Origin of the sequence: Sphingobium sp. Z007, assembly GCF_900013425.1 — a bacterium.
Classification (GTDB): domain Bacteria; phylum Pseudomonadota; class Alphaproteobacteria; order Sphingomonadales; family Sphingomonadaceae; genus Sphingobium.
In genome coordinates, this window is the sequence record NZ_FBXK01000005.1 from 1,344,427 (window position 1) to 1,364,562 (window position 20,136).

Below are 20,136 nucleotides of genomic sequence, written 5' to 3' on the forward strand. Positions count from 1 at the left end.
AAGGACTTGGCCGATGACGCCGTGGGGTGAGGCGTTGATCGCCAAATATGGCGCAATCGTCATGGGGTGGGCCATCGGCACCGCCGCCAAATATGGCCTGATGCTGGGCGAGGGACGCCGGGTCACGCTCAAGGTGCTGATGATCGACGTGCTGCTGATGGGCATGGTCGTGCTGCTGGCGCGGTGGGTGATTGCCCGGCTGGGCCTCAATCCGTCCGATGCCGCCACCGCGGCCGCGCTGATCGGCCTCGCGTCGGATCGGATCGTTCGCATGGTGCGGGTCTGGTTTCTGCGCCGCGTGGACGCCGAGCTGCGCGATCATGTGAAGGGCGAAATCCGCCAGGCCGCGCAGATCGAACTGAGCGCCGATCGGGCGATCCAGGACATTGCGACGGGCAAGCGACCGATAGGAGGTGAATGATGGCAAGCATCAACAATATCATCGAAGAGGTTCTGGCGAACGAGGGCGGCTATGTGAACGATCCGCGCGATGCTGGCGGTGAGACGAACCATGGCATCACGATCGCTACCGCCCGCGCCAATGGCTTTACCGGGCCCATGAAGTCGATGACGCGGGATTTTGCGCGGGGCATCTATGTGAAGATGTATGTCGAGGCGCCCGGCTTCGACAAGATTGCGGCCATCTCGGCCGCGATCGGCGCGGAGCTGGTGGACACCGGTGTCAACATGGGCCCGAAGGTCGCTGGCCAGTTCCTCCAGCGCGCGTTGAACGGCCTCAATAACCAGGCCAAGGACTATGGCGATCTGCTCGTCGATGGTGTGGCCGGGCAAAAGTCGCGAGACGCGCTGACCGCCTTCCTGAAAAAGCGCGGCGCGGCAGGCGAGCGGCGGCTGTTGGCGGTGCTTAACGCCCAGCAGGGTGAGCGCTACCTGTCGCTGTGCGAAGGGCGCAGCGCGAACGAAGCGTTTCTATACGGCTGGCTGTCGAGGATCTCGGCATGAAGATCCTCGAAGCCCTTAAGGGGATCAACGGCACCTACGAAGTGCAGCGCGTCCTGGGCGCGTTCGGCACCATCGTCTTCACCGTGTCCGTGCCGGTGTTGGTGGCGTCCGACGTCATCAAGGCGTCGCTCGAAGGCTTCTGCCTCGCTTACCCGGCTGGCATCGCCACCCTCGTCGGCACGACGGCCGGCGCGATCGCGCTGAAGGATAGGCAGGTCGCGAAGGCCAAGGTCGAGGAGCGCGCAGGATGAAGGGCCTGCTCATCGGCATCCCGCTGTCGGCGGCGCTCTGGGCCGCGCTGCTGCTGGGCGCTGCCTACTGGATGGCGCCATGAGCGACGAGCCGCACATCACCTATTATGGCATGGGCGCTTGGCCGATCTATGTCGGTTTCACCACGTCGGAAAAGGCATTCAAGAAGGAGATGAAGCGGCTGAATGTCAGCCCGCCCCCGAATTTCCTGGGCAGCGCCACAGCCAACGCGACCACGCACATGCTAGAAAAGGGCGACGCCCTCACCTGCGTCATCACCATGCAGAAGCCGGGGAAGGAGCGGCCGGTCGAGCAGCTTGCCGGACTGCTCGCCCATGAGGCGGTGCATGTCGCGCAGGCGCTATGGCGCAGCATCGGCGAGCGTGATCCAGGCGACGAGGCGGAGGCATACCTTGTGCAGATGATCACGCAATGCTGCATGCAAGATGCGCTGGGGACAGGGCGTTGCCGGAGCGAAAGGCCATGATCGCCCTGCCCGCGATCCTGTCAGCAAAGAGCCTGCCCTTCGCGGCCGGCGTCCTTCTCGGCGCGCTGGTCGCATGGGGGCCAGCCACTTGCGTCGGCACGGGCCAGGCGAACCAAGCCACGGCACTCAAGAACGAGGCGACCGCTGCAAAGCTGGAGGCCGTCGCCGCCCGCGCCACCAAGGCCGCTGCGCTCACAGAGATCGCGCTGGCGGCGCGGACGCAGACCGAAATCAAGGAATTGAGGGAGATCGTCACCCATGACGCGACCAATGATGATGCTGGGCCTGGGGTCGATGCTGTTATGCGCCGCCTGCGGAAGCGCTCCGCCGCCCGCTAGGGTGCCTGTGCCGCCGCGTTACCTGTCGTGCGCGGCCGAGCCAGTGCCACCTGCCCCGGCCGGGCGGGATGGCGCGTTCACCGATGCGCAGGCGTCGGCGTTCCTGGTCGACGTGATCGAGGCCGGGGCTGACTGCCGGAACACGGTGGCGAGCATCAAGGCGTGGTCGGACGAGAAATAGGGATGGTTGACCCCTACCCAGCAATGGGGAGCTTAGAAGCCGGGGTCACCGAATAGCACCACGGATCGCTGAGCCGGTCAAGGTTGCTCCTCGCGCCGGACCCCTCCATGCTCCGCACATGAGTCGGAGCCTGAGCAAGAATGACGTCGCCATCATAGAGCTAGCGCTTCAGGTACTGGAGGAAGCCCGCGACCGAGCGTCAAAGGAAAAGGTGGATACCGCGCCTGTTCGCCTCGCCCTGCGGTGCCTGCGCCCGCATATGCCTGAGCAATGGCCTTTGCATACCTTCTGGGAGGGCACGAGCAGCGATAACGACATTGGCAGGTCCGCGAGCTGCACGGCGGGTTTGAACGGGATCAAGGTTCAGCTGGGAAAAGGAGGCATCGTGGTCAACTGATCCAGACTGACCGGTTAAGCTATTGACTAAATGGTCAATATCTTTCCGGGTATCGAAAATTGGGCTATGCTTTGCCCATGATCAAAGATGAACCCATAATCCGCATCACCGAGATCGAACGCCGCGCGAAGGAGCGATATACCGGCCTCATTGAAAAGGGCGACATCGGAAGAGCGCGGACACTCGGCCGACAGTTGGTCAAGCTGGATCGGCTCGGATTTGCGATCGCTTGCCGATCCCTTCAGAAAGCGACCTGAGAGGCGTTCTTGTTCGCCTTCACAGGAGTTTCGCCATCTTGATTCCCAGCTCCATCCGCCTCTCGAACATCTCGTGAAGGCCTCGATCGGGGATCGCGAAGTGCCACCACTCGTGACACAGACCGAGTTCATTGATCTCGCGCAGCTTGGCGTCCTCGTCTGCCGTCCATGGGCGCGAGGGCGGCCGGGCTGGCCGTCGACGTCGCCTCATTTCAGGCCCAACAGCTTGACGATCTGCGCCTCGCGCTTCCGCTTCCGGGGAAAACTATACGGCTGGCCTGCCTGATCGACATAGATGCACGGCGAATAGGTTTCGTCGAAAAACTCCAGCTCGTCCGCCCTGATGATGACGCCGCGCGGATCGAGCACATAGCGCGCTGCCGGTGGTTCGTTCCATATCGCCAGGCGGACGCCCTTGGCTCCCGAAGGCTCCCAGCGCTTGCCCTGGTTGAGCCATAGGTGGAAGCATCGCCAGAACGGCGACCGCTCGGCGGGCCATGGGTTGGCGCGGATCTCTCCCTTGCCGTTTGTTAGGCTCGGCCCGAATCGCTCGCTCCAGTCGAAATTCCAGACGCGCGTGCCGTCGGTGATCCGATAATCTTCAGGTTCGCTCAATGTGCAGATGTGGGGGATCATTGCCCGACAAGCTCGCGGAACAGGATCGGCTGGACCGATCCGTCGTTGTTGACCGTGTCGAGCCAGACATCCGCGTTCGGTTCCTCGCCGCTCCAGCCGTTCGGCCATGTCTTCGCCGCGATCAGCTCGCGGATGCGCGCCTCCTCCTCGGCGTCGATCAAAACCATGCCCGGCCGGCCTAGCCGCTCGGCCGCGCTATTCACCGCGTCCTGGATACCAAGCACCGTATCGAGGCCCATCACCCGCGCCTCGAACGTCAGCGGCCCCATGCGCTGCTGGTTCGACTGGAGCGTGCCATCTTTGCGATACTGGAAGCCCGGCTGGCGCTTACGCCACTTCGGCTTCTTCAGTTCCAGATATAGACGCTTCAGGCCCAGCAACGGCGACAGGTGATCCCAATCGGGTTGTTTCAGCACCGCTCCGAGCGCGCCGTCGGTGGCGATCAGGTTGCACCCGGTGCAGCCCGTGCGCATATCCTCGACGCCGCCATAGCCCTCCGCGATCATGCGCGTGGGCCATGCGCCAAACTCCTCCCAAGGCGCGAAGACGCTCAGCCAATCCCAGACATTGCACAGGGTCCAGTGGTCGATCGGCGCGAACGTATCGGTCAGCGTGCCGGGGAGATCCGTCTGTAGCCATCCCTGCCCGCACTCAGCGCCGTTGCGGGTGCAGGACAGCGAGATCCGCGCATCGCGCGCGTCACTCTCTCCACGTCGGACGCCGGTGATGGTGAGGCATTTGCCCTCCAGCCGGCCAACCGTCTCGGCGATCGCCACCGTCATCGGCTCCACCTTGATCTGGGGCGTGCACCAGCGGAAGGTGTTGCTGGGAGGCGGGACACCGCGGCCGAACATATAGACGTAGAAGCGATCGTCCATCGGGGCGACCACTTCCATGACAGTGATTCCCATGGCGCGTAGCCGGTCCATCATCACGCGCGCGGCGGCCTGGAGGGGTGGCAGCTCCATTCTGGTGTCTGCGTACATGACGGTCAACGTCTTCGGCGCCGGGATCGCGCCGCACTGAATCAGCGTCACGATCAGGGTGACGGCGCAGCTGCTGTCTTTCCCGCCCGAATAGGCAATTATCCAATGCTCATAATCGACGGCGTGCGCCAACATGTTCGCGACGGTTTTTTCGACGCATTCACCCACAGCCGCGCGGTGGTCGCCGGTGAACAGCGTCGGCTGGGATCGGGAGGGTGTGCCGGCACCGAGGGAATAAAGGCGATCGAGAGCGATCACGACCGATTCTCCGATCCACCCGTCAAGCGATCCTTGACGACTTGATGCGCCCGGTGCTTTAGCTTTGCCGACGCCATTACCAGCGGCTTTATCTCCGGCTGCGCGTCGTCATACGGCACCGTCTTGCGAAACCGGCCGCCATTTAGGCGGGCCAGAACTCCGCGCGGCACAGGCTCCCAGTTGGATGGATCTGTATTGAGGGGATTGCTGTCCAAACATTTGAGCACGTGCCCCTCCGGCACCGGTCCATGGATCTGCTCCCACAACCACTTATGCTTGAGAACATAGGTTCGCTCAAAGCCCGTGTGGGGGTTCGGCTGGTCCACCGAGATCTCGACATATCCATCGGTCGACACCCGCTCATGACCCAGATACTTCGTGTTGTGAGGCAGATGGCCCTTTTCAAATTGAGTCCGCCGTGCATTGGGATGCAAGCCGCCACGACCAGGCGCACACTTCGTGCCCTTATTCATCGGCGCCGCCCCCTTCTCGAAGTGACCCGTTCGGCCGGTGGTCCATCGCTGGCGCTTCCGGAGGGCGTGCAGCTTTTTCTGGGTCACCTCCGGCCGATCAAATGCTGCCTGGAAACCCGCGTGATACTCAGCGATCGCCAAGGTGCTGTTGGATCGCAGCCAATCCATCTCGGCTGGCGTGTAGGCCTTGATCCGCCCTTTGTACCGCGATCCGTCGCGCCCGACCTTCCAGCCCTTGCGCTTGCGGAGCTGGTTGAGGTGGGAAGCGGTGACGTCCGAGCGACCGAAGGCCGTCAGGAAGGCTGCGTGATAGTCACTAATGACAAGGCGATAATTCGCCTCTAGCCACGCCATCTCTTCGGCGCTGTAGGGGATGCGGCCGCGGCGCTTCATTGTTCGGTCGTTCCGCCGATCATCGGCAGCATGGGCTTGAAGCGGTCCCCGTGGTTGGCGAGGACTGTCACTGCCTTGAGCTGAAGATCCGCGTTCCTGATGATCTGGTCCGCGACATCGGTGATGGCCTCGGAGCGCTTCACCTCGTCTTGGATCTGCTCGGACGTAAGGCCCTCCTCCCCCAAGCGCTCAAGCTGGGCAAAGAGGTGGTTGTTCAGATCGGAAAGCTTGTTCTTCATGATGAAATCTCCTGATTTGCTGGCACCGCGTCATGCACCTGGCCATGCAGGCGACGGCCGGCGATCTTCTTCCCGACCTTCCGGAATTCGTATCCAGACCTGTGAATGTCATCGATCCAGACCGGCAGTATCTCGCCCCACTGCTTGAACAAGAACGGGACACCTGCCCCAGCACATTGATCACGGAGGCGGAGGACCCATTCGGGATGCATCGGTCGGGCACGCGGGCCGCTCTCGCCGCCACATATGATCCAATTGATCGCCAGCTCGTCGCTGATGCCAGTGAAGTCACAGGTCGAGCAACATTCCTGCGCGCCGCAATCGCGCTGGATAATCGGGGGATTGCCGTCGTCATCGAGCCAATTCGGACATTCATGATAGAGCAGCAGGCTCAAATCGATCGGGCCCAGCATCGGCTCGACTGACAGGAAGGCGACGGGCAGGTCGTAGAGGGTCCGAAGCCTGCGCAGCTTCGGAATATCCCGGTCCGCCTCTGCCTGATTGACGACGGTGATCCCAAGCCAGACGTTGTCCGGCAAGCGACCAGCGGCTTCCGCCATCTTCTGCGCATTGCCAATACGCTTCGTCACCAGCAGCCAGTCGAGATGCGGCGTCTCGCGGATCAGATGGAATAGCTCGGCGCGCCATTCGGCCGGCACCTCGTTGTCGAACACGTCGGCAAGGGAGGAGCAGAACACACGATAGCGGACGCCCTCCTTCGCTGCCCGGTTGTTCCAGCGACGGGGTTGTTTCCATGTCGACGCGGCCGTGTGCCGGCGCGGCTGGCCCGGTCCCCACGGCACGCCTAATCGCGACTGCGCGAGATCCGCCGCATAACAATTGTCGCAGCCCGGACCGACCTTCGTACAGCCGATCCAGCCGTTGAAGGTGTGGTGCGCCCATTCGATCTTGGTGTTCTCACCCATGGGTCGCCTCCCCCGTCACAGGCGTCACCCGGCTGAGCAGGTAGCAACCGCTGATCCCCTCCAGCCAGATTACGGGCGAATGACAGGAGAGCAGCTGCGCCTCCGACCGCGTCTTCGTCGTTATGACGTCGCCGCCATCGCGGCGGACGGTGACGGCTTGCCCGATCGGGTAGCGCTCGTTCCATTTGTCGCACTCACGCTGCATCAGGTGCGGCTTGTTCAGCAGGGCCATCACATTTCCTCCGCAAACTGTTCGGCGTCGGGCCAATTCCACAGTCCCTGCGCGCCGCGCATCGGCTGGGGCTCGTCCCACTTCTCGATCTCGAGCATCGGCCAGCCCCAGTTTGCGTGCTCGCTCCGGTCGCTATCGAAACCGGGCAGGCCGGGCAGTTCGTTCTCCGCCTCCTGGGGAAAGCCGAATTCCTGCACCGCGATCTCGATGCCGTTGCGCGGCTCACCAAGGATGGCGGTACCAAGGCCAGCCGACAGGGGCAGACCCACCGGCTTCTTGAAGTGGTAGAGCGGCATCAGCAGCGCCAGCGCTTCCTCTACATGCAAACAGGTCGCCGCCGCGTTTGCACCACCGAATTTCAGATGGTCGACGATGTCGCGGATTTCGCTCGCGCGCATCGGCCGTGCCGAAGCATGGATGACGATGCGTTGGCCGATCGCGGAGCGCGGGGCTTTCCATCCGCGAAACTCGAACGGTTTCGCGCCGACGACGATCAGCGAGGCCCATGGTTGCCAGAGGGTGAGCGCCTTCATGCTGCCCCCCTGTTGAGAATGCGGTCTATCTCAGCCTTGCGACGCGCCGCGTTTTCAGCCGCCACACGTCGATCCTTGGCCGTCTCGATGTTGAAGGTCAGCATTCCGAACAGCAGTTCGACCAGCAGCGTCCGGCCAGAAAACTGGATGCCCAGATTGTATTTCCAGCCGCCGCCAAATCGGGGTGCCGCCCTGTCACCCCTGCGCGGCTGATTGAGCGGCGCGGCCGAGTTGGTCATGCCATGCCAATTGTAGCCAGCCTGCCAAGGCCAGCGCTCGGCCCGAATTAGCAAAGCGCCGATGCGGACCTTATTGCGGTCGCGCACAAAGATCGGTTCACGATCCATTACGCCATCTCCCCGCAACCGCGCCCGACCAGCTGGCCGTTCTCGCCGCCTGTGAAGTCGCGCCAGTGGACCCAGCCCTTCGGACAATCAAAGCCCCATTCGCGAACCTTCTGACCGGTGAAGAACAGCGACACGCAAGGCTCGCCGTCGATCAATTCAAGGCGGTGGAGCGCCGTCGCAGCGCGTGTGATGACGTCGCCCGGCTGACGGATGAACGTGCCTGCGGGTGTGATCTCCCGGTAGCTGCCCGCGATCACATAAGAGACATTTTCCCACGGATGATCGTGTAGCGCCCGATCATCGTCGTCGCGCAGGATGCGATGCAGATAAACGTTTTGCTGCTCGTTGCGCGGGATGATCCACCAGCGCTCCAGATAGACCGGGTCGCCGATAGGGAAATCGCAATCGCGCGACATGACTGCCGCAGCCCATGCCTGCATATCCGTGAGGGAAGCGTAGCCGATACTCATGCCGCACCCCCGCCGCGCCGCTGGGCGCAAGTGCAGAACCCACGCGATTGCGCCGTTTCTTTCCCCGGTGTAACTCCGGTGGAAATGGCCTGTTTTGCCGAGTCGTTCCCCCTCTGATCCGCGCGGTTATCGCGGTCTAAATGAGGATTTCCGCGCGTTGAGGCGCTAGGCGTTGCCTTCGGGAGGCAGGGGCCGGAGGTTCGAATCCTCTTTCCCCGACCACATTATTCATAGTCAGATATGGCGATATATCAGCGGGATGGCATAGCCTTCCCCGCCGATTTGTCGTGTCTGCGCGCCTTTTTGCTACCAGTATTTTTCGACAGATGTCATCTGTCGAAAGCATCCCGCGTCTTTTTGCGCATCCGTAAAAGATGTTTGACCCCGCCTGCCTGGACGGCGATGATCCACCTTATCAAGCCGATACGGCCGCAAACCGTGATCCAAATATAATTCGACCCGCGTCCTGCGGGCATAGTCAGGCGGGAGACAAGCCTTGCATAGACGCGATTTTCTGACCTTCGGGGCCATGGGCGTAGGAGGCCTCGTCCTCCCCTCCATGTTCGGCAAGGTCATCGCCGCCGAAGAGTTGAGCAGCGCCATCGACGTGGCGGTCAAGAAGGCGCTGGCCGACGCCGCGATGAACGCGGCCAAAAGCGCGGGCGCATCCTATTGCGATGTGCGCGTGGGCCGATACCTGCGCCAGTTCGTCATCACCCGCGAACGCAATGTCGAAAATGTGGTGAACACCGAATCGACCGGCGTTGGCATCCGCGTGATCGCGAACGGCGCCTGGGGCTTTGCCGCCACAAATGAAATGACCAAGGAAGCGGTCGCCAAGGCCGCGAGCCAAGCTGTCGCCATCGCCAAGGCCAATGCGCCGGGCCAGAGCGCGCCGGTCCAACTCGCCCCGGTAACGGGCGTTGGCGAAGTCAGCTGGCGGACGCCGATCGTCAAGAACAGCATGACGGTGCCGATCAAGGACAAGGTTGACCTGTTGATGGGCGTGAACGCCGCGGCGCTGGACGCCGGGGCCAGCTTCATCCGCTCCATCCTGTTCTTGGTGAACGAGCAGAAATATTTCGCCAGCACCGACGGCAGCTATATCGATCAGGACGTCCACCGCATCTGGGCGCCGATGGAAGTCACCGCCGTCGACAAGGCAAGCGGCAAGTTCCGCGTGCGCGAAGGCCTGTCGGCCCCCATGGGGCTGGGCTATGAATATCTGGACGGGGCGGCCAGCGGCAAGACCGTGCTGCCCAATGGCGTCATCGTCTATGGCCAGTCCTACGACATGAAGGAAGACGCCGTCGCCGCCGCCAAGCAGGCGATGGCCAAGATCAAGGCGCCCTCGGTCAAGCCGGGCAAATATGACCTGGTGCTCGACCCGTCGCACACCTGGCTGACGATCCATGAATCGGTCGGCCATCCGCTCGAACTGGACCGCGTGCTGGGCTATGAAGCCAATTATGCCGGCACCAGCTTCGCCACGATGGATAAGCTGAAGGCCAATTTCCAATATGGCAGCGACAAGGTGAACATCGTCGCCGACAAGACTCAGCCCGGCAGCCTGGGCGCCGTCTCCTATGACGACGAGGGCGTGAAGACCAAGAAATGGGATCTGATCCGCAACGGCAAGCTGGTCGGTTACCAGGCGATCCGCGATCAGGCGCATATCGAGGGCAAGGCGGCATCGGACGGCTGCGCCTATGCCGATAGTTGGTCCAACGTCCAATTCCAGCGCATGGCCAACGTGTCGCTGGAGCCGGGCAAGGCCAAGCTGAGCGTCGCCGACATGATTTCTAATGTCGAAGACGGCATCTACATCATCGGGGACGGCAGCTTCTCGATCGACCAGCAGCGTTATAATGCCCAGTTTGGCGGCCAGCTGTTCTACGAGATCAAGAAGGGCAAGATCACCCAGCAGATCGAGGATGTCGCATACCAGATCCGTACGCCGGAATTCTGGAACGCCTGCGCCGGGGTCTGCGACGCCAGCGACTATCGCCTGGGCGGCTCCTTCTTCGACGGCAAGGGCCAGCCGGCGCAGGTTTCGGCCGTGTCGCACGGCTCCAGCACCGCGCGCTTCAACGGCATCAACGTCATCAACACCGCCCGTTCGCTCGGCTGATCGGTTAGGGAGAGAGAGAAATGAGCATCCTTACCGAAGCACAGGCCAAGGCGATCCTGACCAAGGTCGTGGGCTTTTCCAAGGCGGACGAATGCACCGCCCAACTGACCGGCGCGATCCGCGGCAATGTGCGCTTCGCGCGCAATGACGTGTCGACCGCCGGCATCACCGATAATATCGAATTGTCCGTGCAGGTCGCATTCGGCAAGCGGATCGGCACCGCCACGATCAACCAGTTCGACGACGCCGCCCTGGAGCGGGTGGTGCGCCGGGCGGAAGAACTTGCCAAACTGGCCCCGGAAAACCCGGAATTCATGCCGGCGGTCGAAAAGCAGACCTACATCGCCACCCCCACCTTCAGCGCAGCCACGGCCGGGATCACGGCAGATTATCGCGCCAAGGTCGCAACCGATTCGATCGGCCCCTGTCGCGCCGAAAAGTTGATCGCGGCAGGCTATCTGGAGGATCAGGCGGGCTTCGTCGCCTTCCTCAACAGCAAGGGCAATTACGGGTATCAGACCGGCACCAGCGCCGATTATACCTGCACCGTTCGCACCGAGGATGGACGTGGGTCCGGCTGGGTCGGCCATAATGTGCAGGATGTCGCCACGTTCAACGCGGGCGAGGACATCCGCATCGCCATGCGCAAGGCATCGGCCTCCGCCGAAGCCAAGGCGCTGGAACCGGGCAAATATACCGTCATTCTGGAACCGGCTGCGGCGGCCGGCCTTATCCAGTTCATGTTCTTCTTCTTCGACGCGCGCTCGGCTGACGAGGGCCGCAGCTTCCTGTCCAAGAAGGGCGGCGGCAACAAGCTGGGCGAGCAGGTATTCGGGCCGCAGGTCAATTTCTTTGCCGACCCGGCCTATCCGGGCGCTGCGGTGTATCCATGGGATGAGGAAGGCCTGCCTCGTACAAAAATGCCGATCGTCGAAAATGGCAAGCTCGTGAACATGGAATATTCGCGCTACTGGTCGCAAAAGCAGGGCAAGCCCGCCATGGCGCAGCCGGGAAATCTGATCATGACCGGCGGCACCAAGTCGACCGCCGATCTGGTGCGGACGACCGAGCGCGGCATCCTGGTCTCGCGCACCTGGTATATCCGCATGGTCGATCCGCAGACCGTGCTACTGACCGGCCTGACCCGCGACGGCACCTTCTATATAGAAAATGGCCAGATCAAATATCCGGTGAAGAATTTCCGCTTCAACGAAAGCCCGGTCATCATGCTCAACAATGTCGAGGAACTCGGCAAACCCGTGCGGGTGAAGGGTGACGAAGCGGATTCGCCGATGGTCGTGCCGCCGATGAAACTGCGCGACTTCACCTTCACGTCCCTGTCAGACGCGGTGTAAGGCTGACGCGCACGGCATGACGCGTAGTGACTTTCTTCGGTTGATGGCAGGCGGTCTGGCCAGCGGGTTGCTGGCCCGGCCGCTTGCGGCCATCGCAGCCGGGGGGGGCTATGATTTCTGGTTTACGCGCCTGCGCTACGATAGCGGCGACTGGGACGTCGATCAGCGCACGCCATCGAATATCGTCATGTCGCTGATCGATTATACGACGCTGCGCGTGGACCCGAAGGAGCATGTGATCGCCCTTTCGGACCCGAAAATGCTAACCGCGCCCTTTTGCTATTTGGCAGGACATAAGTTGGTCGAATTTTCAGCGGCCGAAAGCCGCAATTTCGAACGCTATGTCCGCAATGGCGGCTTCGTCATGGTCGATGATTGCAATCATGACATCGACGGCCTGTTCGCCCGTTCGTTCGAGGCGCAGATGACAAAGATTTTCGGGCCGAAGGCGTTGAAGACGCTGCCCAAAAGCCATGGCCTCTACCGCAGCTTCTTCAAGTTCGATGATGGCCCACCCAATACCGGGTTGGAACTCAATGGCTGGGGCGACGACCTGGTCCACGACTATCTCAAGGGGATAGAGGTGAACGGGCGGCTGGGCGTTCTCTACAGCAACAAAGATTATGGCTGCGAATGGGATTATGACTGGCGCAACAAGCGCTTCCTGGCCGAAGACAATACGAAGTTTGCGGTCAATATCGTAATGTACGCCCTATCGGTGTGACCAGCGCCACCGTCCCTATTCCCGCCTTTCGCCCAACAAGGGACATGACATGACCGACCTCACCGAAGCTGACATCCAGACCCGCCTTGACGCGCTCACCTGTTTGCGGGCCGCCATCGGCCAGGCGATCGTCGGGCAGGCCGATGTGGTGGAGCAATTGCTGATCGGCCTGCTGGCGGGCGGCCATTGCCTGCTGGAGGGCGTGCCGGGCCTGGGCAAGACGCTGCTCGTGCGGTCGCTGGGCGACGCGCTGAAGCTGGATTTCCGGCGCGTCCAGTTCACGCCCGACCTGATGCCCAGCGACATATTGGGCACCGAATTGCTGGAGGAGGATCATGGCACCGGCCATCGCAGTTTCCGCTTTCAACAGGGACCGGTTTTCACCAACCTGCTGCTGGCCGACGAACTCAACCGCACCCCGCCCAAGACGCAGGCGGCCCTGCTGGAGGCGATGCAGGAAAAGACGGTCAGCTATGGCGGCGTGACGCATAAGCTGCCCGCGCCGTTCTTCGTGCTCGCGACGCAGAACCCGCTGGAGCAGGCCGGCACCTATCCCTTGCCCGAAGCCCAACTCGACCGTTTCCTTTTGCATGTCCGGGTCGATTATCCGACCGAAGAGGAAGAACGCGCGATCCTGGCCCAGACCACGGGGGCGACCGCCGGTGTGGTGCCGATGGTGATGGATGGCGAGGAGGTGCTGGCGCTGCAACGGTTGGTGCGTGACGTGCATTTCAGCGATGACCTTCTCCATTGGGTGACGCGGATCGTGCGGGCCAGCCGTCCCGGGAACGGCGCGCCGGAGGATATCCGCAAATATGTGAAATGGGGCGCAGGTCCGCGCGCGGGCCAGTCTCTGATCCTGTGCGCCAAGGCGCGTGCGCTGCTGCACGGTCGTCTGGCCGCCACGCGCGAGGATATCGCCGCCCTTGCCGCGCCGGTGATGCGCCATCGCCTGCTGCTGGCCTTCGCCGCCGAAGCTGAGGGGCGGAGCGCCGATGATGTGATCGCGGCCCTGATCCATGCCGTGCCGCTCGCCTGAACCTATCCGGCCAATGTCCGACCTGATCCCACCTGATGTCCGCAGCCGCCTTCGTGGCCTGCGCCTTGTCACGCGCCGGGCGGTGGGATCGCATGGCCTGGGCCTGCATCAGAGTAACAGCCGGGGTGCGGGCCTGGAGTTCGCCCAATATCGCGCCTACGAACCGGGCGACGAACTGCGTCAGATCGACTGGAAGCTCTACGCCCGGTCGGACAAATTCTTCGTCCGCGAAGCCGAGCGCGAAAGCCCGGTCGCTGTGTGGATTTTGATCGACGCCAGTGGCTCTATGGGTCAGGCCGACGCCACGCGCCCGGATTACCGTCGCCTCGACGCGGCCAAGGGCATTACCGCCGCCATCGCCGAACTCGCATTGAAACAAGGCGATCGTTTCGGCTTCATGGCGTTGGGTGACGCGGGGCTGGCATTGCTGCCGCCCGCGACCGGCGCGCGCCAGCGCGACCGGCTGTTGCTCGATTTGCTAACGGTGCATCCGGCACGCGGCTTCGCGGCGGAGGCGCAGCTAGGGCCGGTCTGGGAAAGGATCGGGGCGCATGATCTGGTCATCCTGCTGAGCGACTGTTTCGATGAGGGGGCGGTGGCGCTGGCGGAGAAGCTGGCGGCCGCAGGGCGTGAAACGCTGGTGATCGAGATGCTGACCGTCGCCGAGCGGGATTTTCCTTTCGATGGCGGCTATCGTTTCCACGATCCCGAAACGGGCGAGCAATTGCTGGGCGACGGCGCGGCGTTGCGGGCGGGCTTCATCGCCCGCTTCGGTGAAGCCCGCGCAGCGCTTCACACGCGACTGGACAGTGCCGGCATCCGCCATGTCGCCCATGTGCTGGACGAACCGATCGACCTGCCGCTGCGCCGCCTGTTTTCCGCCCATGGCGCGGCGGAATATGCATGAGCATGGGATTGCTTTTCCCGGCGGCGCTAGCCGCGCTCCTCGCGCTGGTCGTGCCGCTCATCATCCATATCGCCCGCAAGAGCGAACAGTTGCCGACCGATTTCGCGGCATTGCGCTGGCTGCGGCAGAAGCCCAAGCCGCGCTCCCGCCTGCGTTTCGACGAATGGCCTTTGCTGCTGGTGCGGCTGGCGTTGCTGGCGCTGGCGGCGCTTTGGCTGGCGCAGCCGATCCTCTTCGGGGCGGCTGATCGGAGTCCCTATGTCGCCGTGGTGCCTGGCGCGCAATTTGACGCGTTGGCGTTCAAGGATAGCCGCCTTTACTGGCTCGCGCCGGGCTTCCCTGCGATTGACACGCCCCAGCCCGCCGGGCCGCTGCCGATCGCCAGTCTGATCCGGCAAATCGACGCAGAACTGCCGCCCGGAACGCCGCTCACCATCGTCACGCCAACGATCATCGAGGGCGCAGACGCCGATCGGTTGCGCCTGTCACGCAAAGTGACTTGGCGCATCACGAGCGGCGCGATGCCTGGACCGCAGGCCAAGCCAGCGCCGCCGCCGCTTTTGTCCGTCCGCGTCGATGCCGAACATCGCAGCGCTGTCCGCTATGTACGCGCCGCGGCGCTGGCGTGGCAGCCGGCCGGACGCGCGGCGGATATCGACACCGCCGCCATCGATGCTCCATTACCCGATCCGCGAAGGACATTGGTCTGGCTGGCTGGCGGCACTTTGCCGGACGGCGTCCTGCGATGGGTGATGGACGGCGGCACGGTGCTGGCGGTGAGCGACGCGCGCTTGCCCGATGGCCACCCTGGCCTGCCCGTCTGGCGCGACGACTTGGACTTCCCACTAGCGGAAGCGCTGCCGATGGGCAAAGGACGCCTGCTGCATTTCACCCGCGCGATGACGCCCGCGCAGATGCCCATATTGCTGGACGCGGATTTTCCTGCCCAGTTGGGCGCGTTACTAGCCCCACCGACACCGCCTGCTCGCGTCGCTGCCGCCGACTACGCGCCGTTGCCGGGTGGCCGCAGCTATGACCAGCCGCCGCAATCCCTGCGCCCCTGGCTCGCCGTGCTGATCGCGCTGTTGCTGCTGATCGAGCGCTGGATGGCCACCCGCGGTAGCCGGAGCATCGCGCCATGACCGCGCTGCTCACCCATTGGGTTGCGCCGGCGCGCCGCCGGGCGTTGGTCGATACGCTCGCGCTGGCGCTGCCATTGCTATTGGCCGCAGGCGCAGTTGGCTGGCGCTTGGGCGGTCTGGCTATTGCTTTGCTACTGGTGGCGTTCGGCATTGCGCTTGCGCTAATGATCGCCCGCCGGCACGCCGCGCGTTTCGATCGGGCCTGGCTGATCCGCAGCCTCGACAATAGTCGGCCGGAACTGGAGGATAGCAGCGCCCTGCTGTTCGCCGATGATGCTCCGCCTACTCCCTTGCAAGCGCTCCAGCGCGCACGCATTGCGGCGCGGATCGATCAAGGTGCGCCGGAAGATCTGAGGCCCGATTGGTCGCGCCGCACACTAGCTGCGTCCATTCTCGTCGCTGGAACATTGGTTGCCGTCGCTCTGCTTTGGCCACGCCCTGGCGAAGGGCCACCAACTCTTGCGCCCAGCCAGGAAGGCCTGCCCGCCCGCCCTGGGGTCCCACGCTTGGCCGCACAAAATCTGCGGATCATCCCGCCCGCCTATACCGGCCTGCCCGTGCGTGATTCCGCCTCGCTCGATACGCGTGCGCCACAGGGGTCGCGATTGGAGTGGACGCTGCGGTTCGATCCACAGGCAGACGCGCCCGTCTTGGGGATGCTTGCTGGACAGCCGCTGGCCCTGCGACAGGACCGTGAAACATGGATCACCAGCCGGACGCTCGATGCCTCCTTCCTCTATCGGGTCGATCCCACGACGGCCCGCGGCCCGACCTCGCCGCTGCACCGGATCGACGCCATCGCCGACGCCCCGCCTCAGGTGAAGGCTGTGTCGCCAACCGCCAGTCTTTCCACGGTCAGCGCCGGCCAGCGCAGTTGGACCCCGGTCTTCGCCGCGACCGACGATTATGGCGTCTCCGCCACCGCCCGGCTGCGCGTGACGCTGGCGATTGGCGAAGGCGAGAATGTGACGTTCAGCGAACGAGAAATAGCGGTGGCAGGCAGCGGCCCGGCGCGCGATCGCCGGTTTGCGCCGCGGCTCGATTTTTCCAGCTTCGGCTTCGTCGCGGGCGGCGACATGGTGGTGCAGTTGATCGTGCGCGACAACCGCACCCCTGCGCCGCAGGAAGTGCGCGGTCCCAGCCTGATCCTGCGCTGGCCATCGGCCAAACAGCCCGAAAGCGGCGGGATGGAGGGCATGGTGAACACCACCCTGCCCGCCTATTTCCGCAGCCAGCGGCAGATCATCATCGATGCCGAAGCGCTGATCAAGCAGAAGCGCGCGCTGGCATCGGACCGCTACGTAACCCGATCGGCGTCGATCGGCGGCGACCAGCAGATATTGCGGGGCCGCTACAGCCAGTTTCTGGGCGGCGAGGAGGAAGGCGAACCGACATTGCCGACCGCGGACGGGCATAGCGAGGGCGACGGTCATGACCATGGCGGGCCGCCAAAGCCACCCAGCGCCGGCTTTGGCGCGCCGGAAGATGTGCTGGGCGATTTCGGCCATCCCCATGACGATAGCCCGGCGTCCAGCCTGGACCCGGAAACCCGCGCGATCCTGAAACAGGCGGTCGACGAGATGTGGCAATCCGAACGGGAATTGAAACAGGGCCGCCCCGACCTGGCCCTGCCCTTCGCTTACAAAGCGCTGCGTTTCATCAAGGAGGTGCAACAGGCGACGCGTATTTTTCTGTCCCGCGTTGGCCCGGAACTGCCGCCGATCGATACCACCCGGCGCATGACCGGTAAACGGGATGGACTGGCGAGCCGCACGCTTGCGATCGCCCCGGTGGAGCGAGCCGACGGCCCTGTCGCAGCCGCCTGGCGCGCATTGAGCGACGGACCGGACGCCATTCGCGGGCCGATCGACCTAAGCGCGTTGGAAACGTGGACGCGCGCCAATGTCGCGCGGTTGCCTGATGCGCTGGCGCTATTGGGCGCGATTGACAGCGTGCGTAGCGGCCCCGCCTGTGCGGCCTGCCGCGCCCGATTGCGCGCGCAGCTCTGGACGGCAATGGAGCGACCGCTGGCGCTGCCGGCCCGGCGTCGCCCGGTTGATGCCGCGGGCGCGCGCTATCTGGGCGCGATCGGAGGCGCGCCATGACGATACAGTGGGCGGTGGCGCTGGTTCTGGGGCTTGCCACGCTCCTCGCCTGTGTCCGGCTGGCGTTATGGCATCGCCGGGCGCTGGCGACGGGTCAGGCGTCGTCGGTCCGGCTAGCGTTGTTGATGCTGTTCCAGCCGGCGGTGTCGGCCCTACTTTATTGCGCGCTGTTCCCGCCGATGATGGGCGGCGGCGCAACCGGCCTGCGGATCGCAACGGCAGGAACGTCGCGCCTTGCCGCCGCTAGCGATGGCGCGCCGCTCATCCTGCTGCCCGAAGCGCCGGCGATCGGCGGCGGCGAAGCGGCGCCGGATCTTGCCACCGCGCTACGGCGCCATCCTGCCGTCACGGCCATCAGCGTGCTGGGCGAAGGCCTTGTCCCGCGGGATATCGACGCAGCGCGGCAGGTAGCGGTGCGGTTCGATCCACCGCCGTTGCGGCCGGGCATCCTCAATCTGACGCCACCCCCGACCGCCGCGGCGGGGGCGCGCTTCATGGTGGGCGGAACACTGACCGGGCCGAGCGGCGCAACGGTCGAGTTGATCGATCCCGCTGGCCGCGTCACCGACCGCGACGTGGCTGATCCGAAGGGACATTTCCTGCTGGCCGGCACGGCGCGCACGGCTGGCGCTGTCAATTTCACATTGCGCGTGCGCAAGGACAAGCGCCTGGTCGAGCAGGCTGACGTCCCGGTCTGGGTGACCCAAAGCACCCGTCCCCGGCTGTTGATCCTGGCGGGCGCACCGGGGCCGGAGGTCAAATATCTGCGCCGCTGGGCGAGCGACGCCGGCTTTGACGTGACGACGCAGATGAGCGCGGGCGGCGGGATGGCCCTTGGCGACGCGCCAGTGGCGCTCGATGCGGCGGGATTGCGTAAATTCGATGTGGCGATCGTCGATGACCGCGCCTGGGCGGGACTGCGCGCGCCCCTGATCGCCGCAGTGCGGGGCGGCATGGGGCTGGTGTTGCGCGCGGGCGGAGCGATCGACGGCGCAACCCGTTCGCAATGGCAGGCTCTGGGCTTTGCCTTTAGTGGGCCGGGCGGCGTGGCGCCGCTGGCCTTGCCCAAAGCGGCCGAGGAAGCCATTGCCCGCACGCGCCACGGCATCGGCAACGACGACACGCCCGCGGATATGGCCCTGCCCGAAGACATGGCGCCTGACGTCAGTCGCCTTGGTCTGGTGCCTGGCGGCGATGCAGCCGTGCCTTCATTGCAGGATGCGGGCGGTGTAGCGCTGGGCGCTTGGCGGGCAATAGGCGCGGGACGGGTCGCGCTGTTCACCGGACTCGACAGCTATGCCCTGACCCTGACCGGCCGCCGCGACCTTTATGCAGACTGGTGGAATACGATGCTGACCGCCGTGACGCGACCGGCTTCGTCCAGCCGGATGATAGCCGGCATAGCATGGGTCGGCGAGCGAATGACGCTGTGCGATATCGGCCGCGACGCGCAAGTGAACAACGCCGATGGCGCGCAAACTGAGTTGGTCCCGGTTGCGGGATGCGGCGCTTTCTGGCCTGCAAAGGCGGGTTGGCATATGTTGCGCGTGAAGAATGAGCTTCGCCTCTTCCATGTTCAGCCGCGCGGCGCCTTGCCGATCATGCGCGCGGCGCGCGATCGGCAGGCGACGGCGATGGTATCGCGCATTGCGCCCGATGCGTCAGCCGTTGCGGTAAAGGCCGACATGCCCGGATTGGCCTGGCCTTTCTGGCTGGCATGGCTGATGGCGAGTGGGCTGCTATGGTGGCTGGAGCGATCACGGATCGGTCGCCGTAAGGCCGGTCGGTCCAGCACGGCAGAGCCTGCGCCATAGCAGGTAAGCATGGCCCCGCCTGATGGCTGGCTTATGAGTCGGCCATGTAGAAGTCGCGCAGCGCCCGCGCGTCGTGCAGCGCATTGTGCGGCACGCGGCTGTTGGCCGCCGCGCTGAAGCCGGCGGCGTTGATGAGTTCCAGCCGCAGGCCGAAATCGACGCCCGCCATCTTGCCCGGCCCGGTTACCAGCAGCGCGCAGAAATGCGACAAATCCTCCGGCCAGTCGGCGATGATGACCGGATCGCTGTCCCCTTCCAGATAGGCGGCGACATGGTCGGCCGCTTCGACCCGGTTCAGTTCCAGGTCAATGCCTGGTGGAACATGGCGCAGATAGGGGATGACATGCTTTTCAACCCAAGGTTCGATCTGATGGGGTAGCGGCAGCGTTACGTAAAATTCCTGATCGCCATGTTCTGGAACGAGCGCGACGCTGATCAGAACGCCGCCAAAGCCGTTGAATTCGGTGTCTAGGAAGTACCGCATGAAAGGAAAACTGCCTGCTTGTGAATGGGCGTCGAAAGGGGTGACGCCGGAGTTCTGGTGCCTGTAGC

26 protein-coding genes are annotated in these 20,136 nt (G+C 64.0%); 16 read left to right on the plus strand and 10 right to left on the minus strand.

Annotation, left to right across the window (positions count from 1 at the left end):
- Positions 1 to 13 precede the first annotated feature (13 nt).
- The 8 genes from CEQ44_RS14425 to CEQ44_RS14460 all read left to right on the plus strand — a co-directional run bounded on the left by CEQ44_RS14425 (position 14) and on the right by CEQ44_RS14460 (position 2,874).
- The gene (locus CEQ44_RS14425; RefSeq protein ID WP_088183960.1) at positions 14 to 421 is read left to right on the plus strand and encodes a hypothetical protein; all 408 of its coding nucleotides are present in this window, start codon (positions 14 to 16) and stop codon (positions 419 to 421) included.
- The gene (locus CEQ44_RS14430; RefSeq protein WP_088183959.1) at positions 421 to 963 is read left to right on the plus strand and encodes a glycoside hydrolase family 108 protein; all 543 of its coding nucleotides are present in this window, start codon (positions 421 to 423) and stop codon (positions 961 to 963) included. The genes CEQ44_RS14425 and CEQ44_RS14430 overlap by 1 nt, the downstream gene beginning before the upstream one ends.
- The gene (locus tag CEQ44_RS14435) at positions 960 to 1,214 is read left to right on the plus strand and encodes a hypothetical protein (RefSeq protein ID WP_088183958.1); all 255 of its coding nucleotides are present in this window, start codon (positions 960 to 962) and stop codon (positions 1,212 to 1,214) included. The genes CEQ44_RS14430 and CEQ44_RS14435 overlap by 4 nt, the downstream gene beginning before the upstream one ends.
- A gap of 79 nt (positions 1,215 to 1,293) precedes the next feature.
- On the plus strand, positions 1,294 to 1,701 hold the full coding sequence (locus tag CEQ44_RS14440) for a hypothetical protein (RefSeq protein ID WP_088183957.1): 408 nt from the start codon (positions 1,294 to 1,296) through the stop codon (positions 1,699 to 1,701).
- The gene (locus CEQ44_RS14445) at positions 1,698 to 2,039 is read left to right on the plus strand and encodes a hypothetical protein (RefSeq protein ID WP_088183956.1); all 342 of its coding nucleotides are present in this window, start codon (positions 1,698 to 1,700) and stop codon (positions 2,037 to 2,039) included. The genes CEQ44_RS14440 and CEQ44_RS14445 overlap by 4 nt, the downstream gene beginning before the upstream one ends.
- A 43-nt stretch (positions 2,040 to 2,082) precedes the next feature.
- Positions 2,083 to 2,220: a hypothetical protein gene (locus CEQ44_RS24465; RefSeq protein ID WP_176400300.1), complete on the plus strand. Its 138-nt coding sequence runs from the start codon at positions 2,083 to 2,085 to the stop codon at positions 2,218 to 2,220.
- 118 nt (positions 2,221 to 2,338) lie between these two features.
- Positions 2,339 to 2,617, plus strand: a complete 279-nt coding sequence (locus CEQ44_RS14455) for a hypothetical protein (RefSeq protein WP_088183954.1) — start codon at positions 2,339 to 2,341, stop codon at positions 2,615 to 2,617.
- A 77-nt stretch (positions 2,618 to 2,694) separates the two neighbouring features.
- Positions 2,695 to 2,874 (plus strand): hypothetical protein, encoded by a 180-nt coding sequence (locus CEQ44_RS14460; protein WP_144036362.1) that lies wholly within the window; start codon positions 2,695 to 2,697, stop codon positions 2,872 to 2,874.
- Between the two features lie 207 nt (positions 2,875 to 3,081).
- Here CEQ44_RS14460 and CEQ44_RS14470 read toward each other — a convergent pair whose 3' ends face one another.
- From CEQ44_RS14470 to CEQ44_RS14510, 9 genes are read right to left on the minus strand one after another with little or no spacing between them, the layout of a single operon-like run.
- Positions 3,082 to 3,489: a hypothetical protein gene (locus CEQ44_RS14470; protein ID WP_088190833.1), complete on the minus strand. Its 408-nt coding sequence runs from the start codon at positions 3,487 to 3,489 to the stop codon at positions 3,082 to 3,084.
- A gap of 17 nt (positions 3,490 to 3,506) precedes the next feature.
- Positions 3,507 to 4,754, minus strand: a complete 1,248-nt coding sequence (locus CEQ44_RS14475; protein WP_254913705.1) for a phosphoadenosine phosphosulfate reductase family protein — start codon at positions 4,752 to 4,754, stop codon at positions 3,507 to 3,509.
- Positions 4,751 to 5,620, minus strand: coding sequence for an HNH endonuclease (locus CEQ44_RS14480; RefSeq protein WP_254913704.1), 870 nt, complete (start codon positions 5,618 to 5,620; stop codon positions 4,751 to 4,753). The genes CEQ44_RS14475 and CEQ44_RS14480 overlap by 4 nt, the downstream gene beginning before the upstream one ends.
- Entirely contained in the window at positions 5,617 to 5,859 is a 243-nt protein-coding gene (locus CEQ44_RS14485; RefSeq protein WP_088183950.1) for a hypothetical protein, read from the minus strand. The genes CEQ44_RS14480 and CEQ44_RS14485 overlap by 4 nt, the downstream gene beginning before the upstream one ends.
- Positions 5,856 to 6,785, minus strand: coding sequence for a phage Gp37/Gp68 family protein (locus CEQ44_RS14490; RefSeq protein WP_088183949.1), 930 nt, complete (start codon positions 6,783 to 6,785; stop codon positions 5,856 to 5,858). The genes CEQ44_RS14485 and CEQ44_RS14490 overlap by 4 nt, the downstream gene beginning before the upstream one ends.
- A complete protein-coding gene (locus tag CEQ44_RS14495) occupies positions 6,778 to 7,017 on the minus strand; it encodes a hypothetical protein (protein ID WP_088183948.1) in 240 nt (79 codons plus the stop codon). The genes CEQ44_RS14490 and CEQ44_RS14495 overlap by 8 nt, the downstream gene beginning before the upstream one ends.
- On the minus strand, positions 7,017 to 7,550 hold the full coding sequence (locus CEQ44_RS14500; protein WP_088183947.1) for an ASCH domain-containing protein: 534 nt from the start codon (positions 7,548 to 7,550) through the stop codon (positions 7,017 to 7,019). Before CEQ44_RS14500 ends, CEQ44_RS14495 begins: the two co-directional genes overlap by 1 nt.
- Complete coding sequence (locus CEQ44_RS14505; protein ID WP_088183946.1) at positions 7,547 to 7,897, minus strand: hypothetical protein; 351 nt, start codon at positions 7,895 to 7,897, stop codon at positions 7,547 to 7,549. The genes CEQ44_RS14500 and CEQ44_RS14505 overlap by 4 nt, the downstream gene beginning before the upstream one ends.
- Positions 7,897 to 8,367, minus strand: coding sequence for a cupin domain-containing protein (locus CEQ44_RS14510; RefSeq protein ID WP_088183945.1), 471 nt, complete (start codon positions 8,365 to 8,367; stop codon positions 7,897 to 7,899). Before CEQ44_RS14510 ends, CEQ44_RS14505 begins: the two co-directional genes overlap by 1 nt.
- A gap of 496 nt (positions 8,368 to 8,863) precedes the next feature.
- On the opposite strand from CEQ44_RS14510, the gene CEQ44_RS14515 reads away from it, so the two are divergent.
- From CEQ44_RS14515 to CEQ44_RS14550, 8 genes are read left to right on the plus strand one after another with little or no spacing between them, the layout of a single operon-like run.
- Positions 8,864 to 10,498 carry a TldD/PmbA family protein gene (locus CEQ44_RS14515; RefSeq protein ID WP_176400299.1) on the plus strand — a complete coding sequence of 545 codons (1,635 nt, stop codon included), beginning with the start codon at positions 8,864 to 8,866 and terminating at the stop codon, positions 10,496 to 10,498.
- 20 nt (positions 10,499 to 10,518) lie between these two features.
- Positions 10,519 to 11,853: a TldD/PmbA family protein gene (locus CEQ44_RS14520; RefSeq protein ID WP_088183943.1), complete on the plus strand. Its 1,335-nt coding sequence runs from the start codon at positions 10,519 to 10,521 to the stop codon at positions 11,851 to 11,853.
- Positions 11,854 to 11,869: 16 nt separating this feature from the next.
- On the plus strand, positions 11,870 to 12,577 hold the full coding sequence (locus CEQ44_RS14525) for a DUF4159 domain-containing protein (RefSeq protein ID WP_088183942.1): 708 nt from the start codon (positions 11,870 to 11,872) through the stop codon (positions 12,575 to 12,577).
- Between the two features lie 49 nt (positions 12,578 to 12,626).
- Positions 12,627 to 13,616, plus strand: a complete 990-nt coding sequence (locus CEQ44_RS14530) for a MoxR family ATPase (RefSeq protein WP_088183941.1) — start codon at positions 12,627 to 12,629, stop codon at positions 13,614 to 13,616.
- A gap of 13 nt (positions 13,617 to 13,629) precedes the next feature.
- The gene (locus CEQ44_RS14535; RefSeq protein ID WP_088183940.1) at positions 13,630 to 14,523 is read left to right on the plus strand and encodes a DUF58 domain-containing protein; all 894 of its coding nucleotides are present in this window, start codon (positions 13,630 to 13,632) and stop codon (positions 14,521 to 14,523) included.
- Positions 14,520 to 15,665 carry a BatA domain-containing protein gene (locus CEQ44_RS14540; protein ID WP_088183939.1) on the plus strand — a complete coding sequence of 382 codons (1,146 nt, stop codon included), beginning with the start codon at positions 14,520 to 14,522 and terminating at the stop codon, positions 15,663 to 15,665. The genes CEQ44_RS14535 and CEQ44_RS14540 overlap by 4 nt, the downstream gene beginning before the upstream one ends.
- A complete protein-coding gene (locus tag CEQ44_RS14545; protein ID WP_088183938.1) occupies positions 15,662 to 17,770 on the plus strand; it encodes a DUF4175 family protein in 2,109 nt (702 codons plus the stop codon). Before CEQ44_RS14540 ends, CEQ44_RS14545 begins: the two co-directional genes overlap by 4 nt.
- Entirely contained in the window at positions 17,767 to 19,584 is a 1,818-nt protein-coding gene (locus tag CEQ44_RS14550; RefSeq protein ID WP_088183937.1) for a hypothetical protein, read from the plus strand. Before CEQ44_RS14545 ends, CEQ44_RS14550 begins: the two co-directional genes overlap by 4 nt.
- 31 nt (positions 19,585 to 19,615) lie before the next feature.
- On the opposite strand, the gene CEQ44_RS14555 is transcribed toward CEQ44_RS14550, so the two are convergent.
- A complete protein-coding gene (locus CEQ44_RS14555; protein WP_088183936.1) occupies positions 19,616 to 20,068 on the minus strand; it encodes a hypothetical protein in 453 nt (150 codons plus the stop codon).
- Between the last annotated feature and the right edge of the window lie 68 nt (positions 20,069 to 20,136).

What these genes read in the sequence shown, in the direction of transcription:
- CEQ44_RS14425 (WP_088183960.1), top strand. Translation starts at nt 14, where the DNA reads ATGACGCCGTGGGGTGAGGCGTTGATCGCCAAATATGGCGCAATCGTC.
- CEQ44_RS14430 (WP_088183959.1), top strand. Translation starts at nt 421, where the DNA reads ATGGCAAGCATCAACAATATCATCGAAGAGGTTCTGGCGAACGAGGGC.
- CEQ44_RS14435 (WP_088183958.1), top strand. Translation starts at nt 960, where the DNA reads ATGAAGATCCTCGAAGCCCTTAAGGGGATCAACGGCACCTACGAAGTG.
- CEQ44_RS14440 (WP_088183957.1), top strand. Translation starts at nt 1,294, where the DNA reads ATGAGCGACGAGCCGCACATCACCTATTATGGCATGGGCGCTTGGCCG.
- CEQ44_RS14445 (WP_088183956.1), top strand. Translation starts at nt 1,698, where the DNA reads ATGATCGCCCTGCCCGCGATCCTGTCAGCAAAGAGCCTGCCCTTCGCG.
- CEQ44_RS14455 (WP_088183954.1), top strand. Translation starts at nt 2,339, where the DNA reads ATGAGTCGGAGCCTGAGCAAGAATGACGTCGCCATCATAGAGCTAGCG.
- CEQ44_RS14460 (WP_144036362.1), top strand. Translation starts at nt 2,695, where the DNA reads ATGATCAAAGATGAACCCATAATCCGCATCACCGAGATCGAACGCCGC.
- CEQ44_RS14480 (WP_254913704.1), bottom strand. Translation starts at nt 5,620, where the DNA reads ATGAAGCGCCGCGGCCGCATCCCCTACAGCGCCGAAGAGATGGCGTGG.
- CEQ44_RS14485 (WP_088183950.1), bottom strand. Translation starts at nt 5,859, where the DNA reads ATGAAGAACAAGCTTTCCGATCTGAACAACCACCTCTTTGCCCAGCTT.
- CEQ44_RS14490 (WP_088183949.1), bottom strand. Translation starts at nt 6,785, where the DNA reads ATGGGTGAGAACACCAAGATCGAATGGGCGCACCACACCTTCAACGGC.
- CEQ44_RS14495 (WP_088183948.1), bottom strand. Translation starts at nt 7,017, where the DNA reads ATGGCCCTGCTGAACAAGCCGCACCTGATGCAGCGTGAGTGCGACAAA.
- CEQ44_RS14500 (WP_088183947.1), bottom strand. Translation starts at nt 7,550, where the DNA reads ATGAAGGCGCTCACCCTCTGGCAACCATGGGCCTCGCTGATCGTCGTC.
- CEQ44_RS14505 (WP_088183946.1), bottom strand. Translation starts at nt 7,897, where the DNA reads ATGGATCGTGAACCGATCTTTGTGCGCGACCGCAATAAGGTCCGCATC.
- CEQ44_RS14510 (WP_088183945.1), bottom strand. Translation starts at nt 8,367, where the DNA reads ATGAGTATCGGCTACGCTTCCCTCACGGATATGCAGGCATGGGCTGCG.
- CEQ44_RS14520 (WP_088183943.1), top strand. Translation starts at nt 10,519, where the DNA reads ATGAGCATCCTTACCGAAGCACAGGCCAAGGCGATCCTGACCAAGGTC.
- CEQ44_RS14525 (WP_088183942.1), top strand. Translation starts at nt 11,870, where the DNA reads ATGACGCGTAGTGACTTTCTTCGGTTGATGGCAGGCGGTCTGGCCAGC.
- CEQ44_RS14530 (WP_088183941.1), top strand. Translation starts at nt 12,627, where the DNA reads ATGACCGACCTCACCGAAGCTGACATCCAGACCCGCCTTGACGCGCTC.
- CEQ44_RS14535 (WP_088183940.1), top strand. Translation starts at nt 13,630, where the DNA reads ATGTCCGACCTGATCCCACCTGATGTCCGCAGCCGCCTTCGTGGCCTG.
- CEQ44_RS14540 (WP_088183939.1), top strand. Translation starts at nt 14,520, where the DNA reads ATGAGCATGGGATTGCTTTTCCCGGCGGCGCTAGCCGCGCTCCTCGCG.
- CEQ44_RS14545 (WP_088183938.1), top strand. Translation starts at nt 15,662, where the DNA reads ATGACCGCGCTGCTCACCCATTGGGTTGCGCCGGCGCGCCGCCGGGCG.
- CEQ44_RS14550 (WP_088183937.1), top strand. Translation starts at nt 17,767, where the DNA reads ATGACGATACAGTGGGCGGTGGCGCTGGTTCTGGGGCTTGCCACGCTC.
- CEQ44_RS14555 (WP_088183936.1), bottom strand. Translation starts at nt 20,068, where the DNA reads ATGCGGTACTTCCTAGACACCGAATTCAACGGCTTTGGCGGCGTTCTG.